At 71.7% G+C, this 12,604-nt stretch carries 11 protein-coding genes; 9 read left to right on the forward strand and 2 right to left on the reverse strand.

Annotated elements, in window-relative coordinates:
* Positions 1–74 precede the first annotated feature (74 nt).
* The gene (locus IC605_RS13930) at positions 75–1,961 is read left to right on the forward strand and encodes a chorismate-binding protein (protein ID WP_216325212.1); all 1,887 of its coding nucleotides are present in this window, start codon (positions 75–77) and stop codon (positions 1,959–1,961) included.
* Positions 1,958–2,662, forward strand: coding sequence for an aminotransferase class IV (locus IC605_RS13935; RefSeq protein ID WP_216325215.1), 705 nt, complete (start codon positions 1,958–1,960; stop codon positions 2,660–2,662). Before IC605_RS13930 ends, IC605_RS13935 begins: the two co-directional genes overlap by 4 nt.
* A gap of 169 nt (positions 2,663–2,831) precedes the next feature.
* Here the strand turns inward: IC605_RS13935 and IC605_RS13940 are convergent, their stop codons facing one another.
* On the reverse strand, positions 2,832–3,431 hold the full coding sequence (locus tag IC605_RS13940; RefSeq protein ID WP_216325217.1) for a hypothetical protein: 600 nt from the start codon (positions 3,429–3,431) through the stop codon (positions 2,832–2,834).
* A gap of 205 nt (positions 3,432–3,636) precedes the next feature.
* Here IC605_RS13940 and IC605_RS13945 point away from each other — a divergent pair, with 205 nt between their 5' ends.
* The 4 genes from IC605_RS13945 (at position 3,637) to IC605_RS13960 (ending at position 8,632) form a co-directional block, all read left to right on the forward strand.
* Entirely contained in the window at positions 3,637–4,611 is a 975-nt protein-coding gene (locus IC605_RS13945; protein ID WP_216325220.1) for a polyprenyl synthetase family protein, read from the forward strand.
* Between the two features lie 254 nt (positions 4,612–4,865).
* Positions 4,866–6,113, forward strand: a complete 1,248-nt coding sequence (locus IC605_RS13950) for a Glu/Leu/Phe/Val family dehydrogenase (protein ID WP_216325224.1) — start codon at positions 4,866–4,868, stop codon at positions 6,111–6,113.
* Between the two features lie 89 nt (positions 6,114–6,202).
* A complete protein-coding gene (locus IC605_RS13955) occupies positions 6,203–7,531 on the forward strand; it encodes a Glu/Leu/Phe/Val family dehydrogenase (RefSeq protein ID WP_216325226.1) in 1,329 nt (442 codons plus the stop codon).
* A 162-nt stretch (positions 7,532–7,693) separates the two neighbouring features.
* Entirely contained in the window at positions 7,694–8,632 is a 939-nt protein-coding gene (locus IC605_RS13960; RefSeq protein ID WP_216325243.1) for a quinate 5-dehydrogenase, read from the forward strand.
* 56 nt (positions 8,633–8,688) lie between these two features.
* Here the strand turns inward: IC605_RS13960 and IC605_RS13965 are convergent, their stop codons facing one another.
* The gene (locus tag IC605_RS13965) at positions 8,689–9,654 is read right to left on the reverse strand and encodes a phosphotransferase family protein (protein WP_216325280.1); all 966 of its coding nucleotides are present in this window, start codon (positions 9,652–9,654) and stop codon (positions 8,689–8,691) included.
* A 62-nt stretch (positions 9,655–9,716) separates the two neighbouring features.
* On the opposite strand from IC605_RS13965, the gene xpt reads away from it, so the two are divergent.
* The 3 genes from xpt (at position 9,717) to IC605_RS13980 (ending at position 12,559) form a co-directional block, all read left to right on the forward strand.
* The gene (gene xpt / locus IC605_RS13970; RefSeq protein WP_216325283.1) at positions 9,717–10,340 is read left to right on the forward strand and encodes a xanthine phosphoribosyltransferase; all 624 of its coding nucleotides are present in this window, start codon (positions 9,717–9,719) and stop codon (positions 10,338–10,340) included.
* A 69-nt stretch (positions 10,341–10,409) separates the two neighbouring features.
* A complete protein-coding gene (locus IC605_RS13975; protein WP_216325285.1) occupies positions 10,410–10,898 on the forward strand; it encodes a YflT domain-containing protein in 489 nt (162 codons plus the stop codon).
* A gap of 98 nt (positions 10,899–10,996) precedes the next feature.
* Positions 10,997–12,559 carry an acyl-CoA carboxylase subunit beta gene (locus IC605_RS13980; RefSeq protein ID WP_216325288.1) on the forward strand — a complete coding sequence of 521 codons (1,563 nt, stop codon included), beginning with the start codon at positions 10,997–10,999 and terminating at the stop codon, positions 12,557–12,559.
* Positions 12,560–12,604: the final 45 nt, after the last annotated feature.

Raw genomic sequence — 12,604 nt, forward strand, 5'->3', positions numbered from 1 at the left:
CGCGGCGGGGGGCGGTGTCCGTGCAGGTGACCCGGGCTGGCCGCCCCCCCCGCCTCTCCCCTACAATCCGCCCCGTGCCTTCTCCCCTGCCCCCGGACCTCTCCCCGGCGGACGTGCTGTTGCGCCTGCGGGCGGCGGGCGCACCGGGGGTGGCCCTGCTGGAGTCGCTGGGCCCGGTCGTTTCTTACGGCCGCTTTTCCTTCCTGAGCGCCTGGCCGGTGCGGGTTCAACACGAAGTGCCGGGGCGCCCGCAGGGAGACGCCTTCTTCCCCGCGTGGCTGGGCGGCCTGAAGTACGAGGCGGCGCGGGCCTTCGGGGGACAGACGCACGACCCGGAGGGCGAGCCGGGCTGGTGGGGCCTGTACCCGGGCGGCCTCGTGTGGGACCGCGAGGCGGGCCGCCTTGAGGTGGTGGGCGAGGCCGGGCACGTGGACTGGGCGGCGGTGCTCGCGGGGGAGCCCGTTCCCACGCCCGTCCTCACGGTGGGCCCCTTCGGCGCGGACGACGTGGACTACCCGGCGGGCGTGCGGGCGGTGCAAGACCTCATCCGGGCGGGCGAGGTGTATCAGGTCAACCTCTCGCGGGGGGTGCGGGCGCGGGCGGAGGGCGACCCCCTGGCCGCCTACCTGCGCCTGCGGGAGCTCAACCCCAGCCCCTTCATGGCCTTTCTCGACCTGGGCGAGGAGGTCGTCGTGTCGTGCAGCCCGGAGCGGCTGGTACGGTGGGAGGGGCAGGAGGTCTCGGCGCGGCCCATCGCGGGCACCCGGCGCCGGGGCGACACGCCGGGGGAGGACGCCGCGTTGGAGCGGGAACTGCGCGCGAGCCCCAAGGAGCGGGCCGAACACACCATGCTCGTGGACCTCGTGCGCCACGACCTGGGGCGGGTGTCGGCCCCGGGCACGGTGCGGGTGCCGGACCTCGGCCTCGTCGAGCGCTACAGCCACGTCATGCACCTCGTCTCGGAGGTGGTGGGCGAGGCCCGGGCCGACTTGACCGTGCGCGAGCTCCTGAGCGCGACCTTTCCCGGCGGCACGATCACGGGCGCGCCCAAGGAACGGGTGATGGAGGCGATCCGCGACCTGGAGCCGGGGCCGCGCGGCTGGTACACGGGCGGGGTCGGCATCGTGGCCGGGGGACGGGTGGACGTGAACATCCTGATCCGGACGGCGGCCTTCACGCGGGACGGGGAGGGCTGGACCGTGGAGGTTCGGGCGGGGGGCGGCACCGTCATCGACGCCGACCCGGCGCGTGAGGCGCAGGAGACGGTGCACAAGGCGCAGGCGCTCCTGAGCGTGCTCGCGGGGGTGCCGGGTCGGCCCGCGAGGGCGCCCGCTCCCCCCGTGCCCGGCGTGGCCTGGGCGCCGCCGCCCGCCCCCTCCGCTCCGGGCCTGCGGGTGCTGCTGCTCGACAACCACGATTCTTTCACCATGAACCTCGCCCACGACCTGCTCGCGCTGGGGGCAGAGGTGGACGTGCGCTCGCCGGAAGAGACGGTGGGAGCGCTGCTGGCCCCCCCACCGGACGCCGTGCTCGTGGGACCCGGCCCCGGGACGCCGGACACGAGCGGCAGCACGCTCGACCTGACGCGGGCGTGCCTGGAGCGGGGCGTACCCCTGCTGGGCGTGTGCCTGGGACACCAGGCGTTGGGACAGGTGTTGGGCGGGCGGGTGGAACGCGCCGTGCCTGTCCACGGCCGCCCGGAGGCCGCGCGGCACGGCGGGGAGGGGCTGTTCGCGGGCGTGCCGGACGGAGCCGAGTTCGGCCGCTACCACTCCCTCGTCGTGCGCGGGCTGCCGGAGGAGGTCGTCACGGCCCGCAGCGCGGACGGCGAGGTGATGGCCCTGCACGTGCCCGGACGCCCCGCCTGGGGGGTGCAGTTTCACCCCGAGAGCGTGCTCAGCCCCGCCGGGCGGGTCCTTCTCGCCAACTGGCTGCGGCTGAGCGCGGGCGGGCGGGGATGAGGCCGCTCCCGCCCGGGGCCGAAGCGGGCGCGTGGCTGCACGGGGCGACCACCTTCACGACCCTTCGCACCCGGCGCGGCCTGCCCCTGCTCTGGGAGGCCCACCTCGCGCGGTTGGCAGGCAGTTGCGTGTTCCTGGGGCTGCCCGCGCCGGAGGACCGGCCTCCCACCCTCGACCCCCTCCCCTGGGGCCTGTTGCGCCTGACCACCACCCCGGAGGGCACGTTCTGGTCGCACCGCCCGCTCACGCCCGGGCCGCGCCCGACGGAGGGCGTGCGGGTCCTGCTCACGGGGCGGCAGGTGCATCCGCAACTCGCCCCCCACAAGACGGGCAATTACCTGCCTTACCTCCTCGCCGGGCGGGACGCGGGGGCGGCCGGGGCCTTTGAGGGCTGGCTCACGGACCCCGAGGGGCGGGTGGTGGACGGCGGGCGAACCTCGCCTCTGTTCGACCTCGGCGGGAGGCTCGTCGTGCCCGCGGGGGGACTGCCGGGCGTGACCCGCGCCGCCTTCTTGCGAAGACAGGACTTTCAGGAAAGAGCGGTGACCGTGGCCGAACTGCGAGAGGTCACGCGCGCCTGGCTGTGTGGCAGCGGCGTGGGCGTGGTCCCCGTGCGAGAGATCGCGGGCGAGGGGTGGGAGGTCCGCCTCACCTCCTCCTGGCCGCCCACCGACGACCCCGCGCTCGTCTGGCCGGAGTAGGCCCCGACGAGAGAGGCGGCGAGGTCGCCCCCACCGCCCCTGAACCCTCTGATCGCGGTCCTCCGTTCCGTTGAAAGGACACGTCACGCAGGGCCGCTCTCCTCACGGCTGCTCGCTCCGCTCGGGCCGGACAAAGAGCCGCAACCTATCCGGCCATCGCTGTGAAACTTCAGTGGCCGTCTTGCCCGACGCGCTCGCTCTGGAGGCGGCCTCCGCCCGTCGCCTCGTCGAGGCGCAGGGCCCCGGAACGGCGCATGATGCTCAGGGCCTCGGTGACCCGCCTTTCGTCAGGATCACGGGCGATCACGAGGACGTTGCCCGACCGGATGCCGTCGTAAAAGCGCTCGGCCTGCGCGGCGGGCACGCCCATGCGGCGCAGCAGCTTGACGTAATCGCCGTGATCGCTGCCGGTCAGCGCGCCGAAGATCCCGCCGAGCCCGGCGCCGCCGATGAGGCCGAACAGCATGGCGAGGACGCCGCCCTCCTGATAGACGCGGGTGTCGGGAATCCACAGCAGGAGGAGCCACACCGGGAAGGTGAGCGCCACGCCCGCAAAGGCGCCGAGCAGGGTGCCGCGGATGACGCTGCCCGAGCCGCCCGGCGCCCCCTCCTCGGGGCTCACGCCGGTCTGCTGGGCGAGGGTGTCTTTGGTCACCGCGTCGAGCATGCTGAAGCCGAGGTGATCACGGTCGAAACCGCGTTCTTGCAGCGCGGCGAGGGCCACCCCCGCCTGCTGCGGCTCACGAAAGAGGGCAACGACACTTTCCATTGCCTCCGGTTTTACCACGGAGGCCGCGACCAGGGCGAGGGACAAAGGAGCATCCCCCGCTCTGGCGGCGTGGGGGCGGCCCCTTGAGCCGAAGGTCATCTTGCCTTGAGGGCCCCTGAAGACACGGCCCGGGCCCCCAGGGCTTTCGTCCCGCTCCCCCGCGGGAGGTACGTTCGGCCCACCGGACGTTTTCTATACTGCCCGCATGACCGGCGTGGCGTCCCTGATCCTCCCCGGCGCGGCCTTCGAGGTGCGGCTGCGCGAGGTGCTGCGGTCGCGTGTCGAGTTCATCGAGCTGATCGGGGAAGACCTCGTGACCGCGGGCGGCAAACGGGCGCGGCCCACCGTCACCTACCTCGCCGCGCAGACCCTCGGGGCGGACGCCCGCCACCCCCTCTGGCCGGGCGTCACGGACCTCGCCGCGTGCGTGGAACTGCTGCACTCGGCCTCGCTGCTGCACGACGACCTCATCGACGACGCCGACACCCGGCGCGGCCAGCAGGCGGCCTTCCGCCGCTTCGGGAACGTCGTTTCCGTGATGAGCGGCGACTTCATGCTCTCGCGGCTGCTCGTGCTCCTCGCGGGGTTGCCGGGGGGGGCGGCCCTGGTGCGGTCTTTCGGGGAGACCGCCAGCCTGGTGTGTGAGGGCGAGGTCTTGCAGTTTCAGGTCGCCGCCTACGCCGACTACAACCTGGCGAATTACCTCGACGTGATCTACGGAAAGACGGCGGCCCTCGTCGAACTTGCCGCCTTTTCCCCCGCCCTCGTGCTCGGGGCCCCCGACGAGCAGCGGGAGGCGCTGGCGACCTTCGGGCGCGAGTACGGCCTCGCCTTCCAGATGCGCGACGACCTCCTCGACCTCGCGGGCGACGAGGAGACGCTCGGCAAGCCGGTCGGCGGCGACCTGCGGGAAGGCAAGGCCACCCTGCCCGTCCTCCTGCTGCTGGGCGGTCCCCAGCAGGCCGAGGTCCGTGAGCTCCTCGCCCGCCGCGCCGCCGCGCCGGGGGACGTGGCCCGCGTCCGCGACCTCGCCCTCGCCGCGGGGGCCGTGGACGCCACCCGCGAGGAGATCGGGCGCCGCGTCTCGCTCGCCGTGGGCGCCCTGGAAGCCCTGCCCCCCTCCGAGGCCAGAGACGCCCTCGCCGCCCTCGCCCGCCACGAGACCGAGCGCGCCCGCTGAGGGCGAGGCCGCGGCAGGGCCGCTTGTCCGGTCAGGCCGGACGCCCCGGAGGTCCCGCCCCTTCCTCCCGGAATCACCCGGCGGGCTGGCGCCCTGAAGGAGCAGCGCTTCGCCGAGACCCGGGCCACCCACCGGGTGGACGGACCGGCTGGCATTTGCAAGGCGGCGCCCTTTTACTGCAATCCCGTCCTCACAGCGCCCGCCTGTCTATGCGTGTATCCTCGGAACGCTAGACCACTGCGGAGGAAAGCGTGATGAGGGCATCCGGACTCAACTGGCAGGGCCTGATGGAGCAACTTCAGGAGGCGCTGCCGCACTGCGAGGTGACCGACCAGTCCCTCGCCTATTTCAAGTACCCGAAACGCACCGTGAGCGTGAATCTGCCGGTGCGGATGGACGACGGCACGGTGCGCGTCTTCAAGGGTTACCGCACGGTGCACTCGACGGCGCGCGGCCCCAGCATCGGCGGCGTGCGCTTCAAGGCGGGCCTGAACGCCCACGAGTGCGAGGTCCTGGCCGCGATCATGACCCTCAAGGCCGCGGTCGCGGACCTGCCGCTGGGCGGGGCGAAGGGCGGGGTGGACGTGGACCCCTCGCTCCTGAGCGCCCACGAGCGCGAGGGGCTGATCCGGCGCTACACCTCGGAACTCGTGGAGCTGATCGGCCCCACCGAGGACATCCTCGCGCCCGACGTGGGTTCGGACCCGCAGGCGATGGCGTGGATGCTCGACACCTACGGCGAGAACACCGGCTCCACCCTGAGCGGCGTGGTCGTCGGCAAGCCGATGAGCCTGGGCGGGAGCTACGGCAGCAAGGACGCCCGGGGCCGCAGCGCCGCCCTGGTGGCGGGCCGGATTCTGGAGGGGCGCGGCGAGAGCCTGAGCCGGGCGCGCGTGGCCGTCTACGGTTTCGGGGACGTGGGGCGCCGGGCCGCGCAGACCCTCGCCGAGCAGGGGGCCCTGGTGGTCGCCGTCTCGGACCAGCAGGGGGGCGCCTTCGCCAGCGGGGGACTCGACTTAGAGGCCCTCTCGCGGCACCGCGAGGAGCACGGCACCGTCCAGGGCTTCGCCACCGCCATCACCGCCGGGGAGGTCGTCGAACTCGACGTGGACGTGCTGATGCTCGCCTACGACTACGGCGCCGTGAACGCCGGGAATGCCCACGCCGTCCGCGCCCGCTACGTGGTGGAGGCGACCAACCGCGCGGTGCTGCCCGAGGCCGAGCGTTTCCTCAAGGCGCAGGGCGTGACCATCCTCCCCGATCTGGTCGCCAGCATCGGCGGGGTGGTCGTGAACTACCTCGAATGGGTGCAGGACGCCAGCAACTTCTTCTGGACGGAAGACGAGATCAAACGCGCCATCGACACGCGGGTGAACGCCGCCGTAGACCGGGTGCTCGCCTTCGCCCGCACGCGCGGCGTGGACGACCTGCGCACCGCCGCCTACGCCCTCGCCCTCGGGCGGCTGCACGAGGCGAGCGTGATGCGGGGCGTGTATCCGTGAAGCCGTCAGCCGTTCAGGACTTTTGCTGATGGCTGACGGCTGAGAGCTGAAAGCTCCCCTTCCTTCCCACCCCCAACCGGAGGTTCCCAATGACCGCCACCCAAGACCCCCAGAACCAGACCCCAGCTCAACCCCAGCTCGGCGGGCACTCCCTGCCGAGTTACCTTGATCCGAACAACATCGGCCCGTACGAGATCTACCTGGAGCAGGTCGAGCGGGTCACGCCCTACCTCGGCAAGCTCGCGTACTGGGTCGAGACCCTGAAAAGGCCCAAGCGCATCCTGGTGGTGGACGTGCCCATCCACCTCGACGACGGGACGGTCGCGCACTTCGAGGGCTACCGGGTGCAGCACAACACCTCACGCGGGCCCGCCAAGGGCGGCGTGCGCTTTCACCAGGACGTGACCTTATCTGAGGTCATGGCGCTCTCGGCGTGGATGACGATCAAGAACGCCGCCGTGAACCTGCCCTACGGCGGCGGCAAGGGGGGCGTGCGGATCGACCCGCGCAAGTACTCGACCGGGGAACTCGAACGCCTCACCCGCCGTTACACGACCGAGATCGGGCTGGTCATCGGGCCGGAAAAGGACATCCCGGCGCCCGACGTGAACACCAACCCGCAGACGATGGCGTGGATGATGGACACCTACTCCATGAACGTGGGCCGCACGGCGACGGGCGTGGTGACGGGCAAGCCCGTGAGCCTGGGCGGCTCGCTCGGGCGCGGCGACGCCACCGGGCGCGGCGTGTTCGTGACCGGGGCGGAGGCGCTCGTCAAGCTCGGGATGCCGCTGGAGGGCGCGCGGATCGCCGTGCAGGGCTTCGGCAACGTGGGGAACGCCGCCGCGCGCATCTTCTTCGACCACGGGGCGAGGATCGTGGCGATTCAGGACGTGACGGGCACGGTTCACAGCGAGGCGGGAATCAACCCCTACACTGCCGCCGCGCACCTCACCCGCACGGGCAAGATCACCGGCCTGGAGGGGACCGAGGAGCTGGCCGCGGGCGAGTTCTGGGGGGTGGACTGCGACGTGCTCATCCCCGCCGCGCTGGAAAAGCAGATCACCGAGCACAATGCCGACCGCATCCGGGCGCGCGTCATCGTGGAAGGGGCCAACGGGCCCACCACGCCGCAGGCCGACGACCTCCTGCACGCGAAGGGCGTGCTGGTGGTGCCCGACGTGCTGGCGAACGCGGGCGGCGTGACGGTCTCGTACTTCGAGTGGGTGCAGGACTTCTCCTCCTTTTTCTGGACGGAGGACGAGATCAATGCCCGGCTCGACCGCATCATGCGCGAGGCGTTCCTGGGCCTGTGGGACGTCAAGGAGCGGCACGGCGTCACGCTGCGCACCGCCGCCTACATCGTGGCCTGCACCCGGGTGCTGGAGGCGCGGGCACTGCGGGGGCTGTATCCCTGAAGCGGTCAGCTTTCAGCCGTCAGCGATCAGCGAGAAAGGGAGCCTCGGCGAATGCCGGGGCTTTTTTGGCTTTTTTATGGCGTCTCCTCGCGGCGGGCACCCCGCCTTGCCCCGGCTGAGGGCTGACCGCTGAGGGCTGACCGCTCCCTTACAATGCCCTCCATGTCCGATCTTCTGAGCGGGTGGCACCCGGCCCCGGCGGGGTTCAAGCACGTGGTGAGCGTGTCGCTGGGAAACAGCAAGCGCAACGCCCGCGAGGAGATGAGCGTGCTGGGCCAGCCCTTCGTGCTCGAACGCATCGGCACCGACGGGGACGCGCGGAGGGCGGCGGCCCTCTTCCAGGCGCTCGACGGGCGGGTGGACGCCTTCGGGCTGGGGGGGGCGGACCTGTACGTGATCGCGGACGGGCGGCGCTACACCTTCGGCAACGTCCGCAAGCTCGTCTCGCACGCGAAGATCACGCCCGTGCTCGACGGCAGCGGCCTGAAGAACACCCTCGAACGCGACGCGGTGGCGCAGCTCGACCCCGTGCTGAACTGGCGGACCAAGCGGGTGCTGATGGTCTCCGCCGTCGACCGCTTCGGCATGGCGGAGGCGCTCTCGGAGCACGGGGCGGACATGGTGTACGGCGACATCGTGTTCGGCCTGAACCTGAACGTGCCGCTGCGGTCCATCGCCGCCCTGCGCCGGGTGGCCCGCCTCGCCCTGCCCGCGATCACCAAGCTGCCGCAAGACTGGTTTTACCCCACCGGGGACAAGCAGGAGACGAGCGTGGAGGGCCAGGGCACCCGCCTCTACGCCTGGGCCGACGTGATCGCCGGGGACACCCACTACGCCAAGCGCTACGCCCCGCGCATGCTCAGCGGCAAGACGATCCTCACCCAGACGATCACCGAGGCCGACCGCGCCTGGATGAGGGAGCGGGGCGTCGCCCGACTCATCACCACGACGCCGCGCATCGGCAGCCGCAACTTCGCCACCAACGTCCTCGAAGCCTTCTTCGTGGCCCTCAGCGGCAGGCGCGAGGCGCTGAGCGAGGAAGAATACCTGCGCTTCGTCCGCGAGGTGGGGTTCAGGCCGGAGATCAACGAGCTGGAGTGAGCCGGATGGACTGCATAGGGTTGACCTCCCGTGCATCCCACGCTATCTTTTCCTTATCACCGCCCGAGAGGGCGGATTTTTTGTGGCCCACGGCGCCCCTCCTCCCGGAGCCACTGGCGCCACCCTTCCGGAGCGTCCACCGAGAACCGCAGGAGGTGGGCGAGGACACTGCCGGGCCGGGCGCTCCACAGCTCGCGGGACGTGGGAGAGCGGCCCAGGCGACGGAAGGCCATGTTCAGGTAGACCTCCAGGATGCGGCCCTCCACCCCCTCGCCGAGTAAATCAGGCGCCACCTCGCGGTAGGCGTCCAGCGCGTGCGCGGCGGCGTAGGGCGGCAGGGCGGGAAAGTCGAGGGCGGGGTCGGCCCACCCGGCGTCTCCCCAATCGATGAGCGCGGCGAGCGAGCCGTCCGGGTGCACGAGCAGGTTGCCGGGCTGCGCGTCCCCGTGGAGGAAGCGGGGGGCGGGCCGGGGAATCGCGGCGGTGCGGGTCAGGAGCCGGACGGCCCAGTCGGCGGTCCGGCGGTCGATGCGCCCGGCGGTGGCGGCGGCCTCCACCCCCTCCCGTGCGTCGGGCAGGTCCCAAACTTCGAGCCAGCCGCGCGGGTCGGGCACGTCGGTGACGCTCAGGTGCAGGCGGGCGAGTTCGCGCCCGGTCTCGCGGGCGGCGCGGACGAAGCGGGGGTCGGCCACGTCCCAACCCGTGCCGTGCAGGCTGGGGGCGTCCACGCGGGCGTAGACGGTGACGGGCGCGTCCACCACCTCCCGGCTGTCGTCGAAGGCGAGGAGGGGTGGGGTGCGGATTCCGGCGCGCAGCGCGGCGGGCACGGCGACGGCCTCGGTGCGGGCGTCCTCCTCGCCCATCTCGTCTCCCGGCACGGCGACGCGCAGCACGACCTCGCGGTCGGCGTAGGCCCGGTTCACGATGCCCGCGCTGGGAAGCCGCTCCAGAGGGCCGCGCAGCCCGTGCTTGCGGGCGAGGGCGGCGAGTTCGGCAGGGGTGAGGTCGGGCAGTCCGGACATGCCCCAGTCTCCCCTGCACAGGGAGCGGCGGGCATGAGCCGTTCGGCGAGTACACTCGCCCCATGCAGGCGCTTGTGAACGCGATTCGGGAACAGGGGCGGATACTGCCCGGAGGCCTTCTCAAGGTGGACGGGCTGGTCAACCACCAGCTTCTCCCCGGGCTCACCCGCGAGATGGGCGAGCGGTTCGCGGCGGGCTTCGCGCCCCTCGCGCCCAGCAAGATCGTCACCATCGAGGTGAGCGGCATCGCCCCCGCGCTGGCGACCGCCCTGGTGCTGGGGGTGCCGCTGGTGTACGCCCGCAAGAAACGGCCCGTCACCATGCACGAGGTCGCCTACACGGCGCACTCGGTCAGCCGCACGAAGGGGGGCGTGGTGGACCTCTTCGTGAGCAGCGAGTTCCTGGGCGCGGGAGACCGGGTGGTCGTCGTGGACGACTTTCTGGCCTCGGGAGGGACGCTGCGGGCGCTCTCCCGCATCATCGCGGCGAGCGGGGCCGAACTCCTCGCTCTCGGATGCGTGATCGAGAAGGGTTTCGAGGACGGAAGGAGCCAGCTCGCCGACCTGGGGGTGCCGATTCTCACGCTGGCGAACATCGTGCGGATGAGCGAGACGGAGGGCGTGGTGGTGGAGGCGGGGGGCTGGGGCGGGGTCCCGGCGCCCGGCCCCGTCCTGGCGGAAGGATGAGCCTTCCTGAAGCGCCCCCTCAGATGCGGGCCGGGGGCGGTCTCTAGGCTGGGGCAAAGGAGTGATCCCGTGACCCAGCCTGACCCCCGCTCGGCCCTGATTCCCGACCAGAGTGCGCGCGTGAACGTGGCGACCTACCCCACCTACCTCGAAGCGCAGCGGGCCGTGGACTACCTCAGCGACCAGCGGTTTCCGGTCGAGCGCACCGCCATCGTGGGCGAGGGCCTGAAGACCATCGAGCAGGTCACGGGCCGCCTCGACTGGGGCCGCGCGGCGAGCCTGGGATTCGGGCAGGGGCTCTTTATCGGCCTGTTCATCGGCCTGCTCTTCGGGCTGCTGGGGCTGGGCGGCGGGAACCTGCTGTACGCGGTCGCCTACGGCATGGTGCTGGGCGCGATCACGGGCCTGATCTGGGGCCTGATCGGCTACGCCGTCACGGGCGGGCGGCGCGACTTCACCTCGGTGGGCGGGATGCGCGCCGAGCGGTACGTCATCCTCGCCGACGCCGAGGTCGCCGAGCGGGCGCGGACGCTGCTGGGCGGCCTGCCTTCCTCCTGAACGCCCGGCCTCGTTCCTGCGCCCCCGCCTGCCGCGCGGGGGTGTCTCCTGTCCGGGAACGCGGTCCAGCCGGGCGTTCGCCCCGCTAGCATGGCCCCATGACACAACCCGGGCTGGAATTGCAGGAGCTGATCGCCGCGATGGAGCAGCGCCGCGCCAAGGTCGAGGCGGGCGGCGGTGCCGAGCGCCAGAAGAAGCAGCGCGAGGGCGGCAAGCTCACCGCCCGCGAGCGCATCGAGCGCCTGCTCGACCCCGGCTCCTTCCTCGAACTCTCCACCTTCGTCGAACACGGCCACAACCGCCTGATGGCGGGCGTCGAGGCCCCCGGCGAGGGCGTCGTCACCGGGCGCGGCACGGTCGACGGGCGGCAGGTCTTCGTCTTCAGCCAGGACTTCACCGTGCTCGGCGGCTCGCTGGGCAAGATGAACGCCTCCAAGGTCACGAAGGTGATGGACCTCGCCGCGAAGACGGGCTGCCCGGTGATCGGCCTGAACGATTCGGCGGGCGCGCGGATTCAGGAGGGGGTGGACTCGCTGAGCGGCTACGGCGAGATCTTCTACCGCAACGCGATCTACTCCGGCGCCGTGCCGCAGATCAGCGCGATCCTGGGGCCCTGCGCGGGCGGCGCGGTGTACTCCCCCGCCCTGACCGACTTCATCCTGATGAGCCGGGGCAGCTCGTACATGTTCATCACCGGGCCGGAGGTCATCAAGTCGGTCACCCGCGAGGACGTGACCTTCGACGGGCTCGGCGGGGCGGACGTGCACACGCGCCGCTCGGGCGTCGCCCACCTGGAGTACGACGGGGACGAGGCGGTCATTGACGGTATCCGCGACCTCCTCTCCTACCTGCCGCAGAACGCCCGCGAGCAGCCGCCTGTGCGCGAGTGCGCGGACCCGGTGGACCGCCGCAACGACCGCCTCCTCGACCTCGTGACGCCCGACCAGCGCAAGCCCTACGCGATGCACGACGTGATCCACGAACTCGTGGACGACGGCACCTTCCTCGAAATCCAGCCCGGCTGGGCCAGGAACATCCTCTGCGGCTTCGCGCGGCTGAACGGTCAGAGCGTGGGCATCGTGGCGAACAATCCGAAAGTGATGGCGGGGACGCTGAACATCGACGCTTCGGACAAGGCCGCGCGCTTCATCCGCACCTGCGACTGCTACAACGTGCCGATCCTGACGCTGGTGGACGTGACGGGCTTCCTGCCGGGGGTGGCGCAGGAGCACGCGGGGATCATCCGGCACGGGGCGAAGATGCTCTACGCCTACGCGGAGGCGACCGTCCCCAAGATCACCCTGATCACCCGCAAGAGCTACGGCGGGGCGTACCTCGCCATGAACTCGCGCGACATGGGCGCCGACGTGGTGTACGCCTGGCCCACCGCCGCCGTCGCCGTCATGGGCGCCGAGGGGGCCGCCAACATCGTCTACCGCCGCGACATCCAGAACTCGGAGAACCCGGACGCCACCCGCGCCGAGAAGATCGCCCAGTACAAGGAGACCTTCGACAACCCCTACGTCGCCGCCGCCAAGGGCTACATCGACGACGTGCTGCCGATGGAGGACACCCGCGCCCGTCTGATCCAGACCTTCGCCATGCTGCGGGGCAAGGCGGAGACGCGGCCGTACAAGAAGCACGGGAACATGCCGCTGTAGCCGTCGGCTTGCTCCTTCTGCTTGTCTCTTTTGTACGAAACGTCT

Origin of the sequence: Deinococcus aestuarii, from assembly GCF_018863415.1 — a bacterium.
Taxonomy (GTDB): Bacteria; Deinococcota; Deinococci; order Deinococcales; family Deinococcaceae; genus Deinococcus; species Deinococcus aestuarii.

Bases quoted from the DNA above. Each gene is read 5' to 3' on its own strand.
- IC605_RS13935 (WP_216325215.1), top strand. From the start codon at position 1,958: ATGAGGCCGCTCCCGCCCGGGGCCGAAGCGGGCGCGTGGCTGCACGGG.
- IC605_RS13940 (WP_216325217.1), bottom strand. From the start codon at position 3,431: ATGGAAAGTGTCGTTGCCCTCTTTCGTGAGCCGCAGCAGGCGGGGGTG.
- IC605_RS13945 (WP_216325220.1), top strand. From the start codon at position 3,637: ATGACCGGCGTGGCGTCCCTGATCCTCCCCGGCGCGGCCTTCGAGGTG.
- IC605_RS13950 (WP_216325224.1), top strand. From the start codon at position 4,866: ATGAGGGCATCCGGACTCAACTGGCAGGGCCTGATGGAGCAACTTCAG.
- IC605_RS13955 (WP_216325226.1), top strand. From the start codon at position 6,203: ATGACCGCCACCCAAGACCCCCAGAACCAGACCCCAGCTCAACCCCAG.
- IC605_RS13960 (WP_216325243.1), top strand. From the start codon at position 7,694: ATGTCCGATCTTCTGAGCGGGTGGCACCCGGCCCCGGCGGGGTTCAAG.
- IC605_RS13965 (WP_216325280.1), bottom strand. From the start codon at position 9,654: ATGTCCGGACTGCCCGACCTCACCCCTGCCGAACTCGCCGCCCTCGCC.
- xpt (WP_216325283.1), top strand. From the start codon at position 9,717: ATGCAGGCGCTTGTGAACGCGATTCGGGAACAGGGGCGGATACTGCCC.
- IC605_RS13980 (WP_216325288.1), top strand. From the start codon at position 10,997: ATGACACAACCCGGGCTGGAATTGCAGGAGCTGATCGCCGCGATGGAG.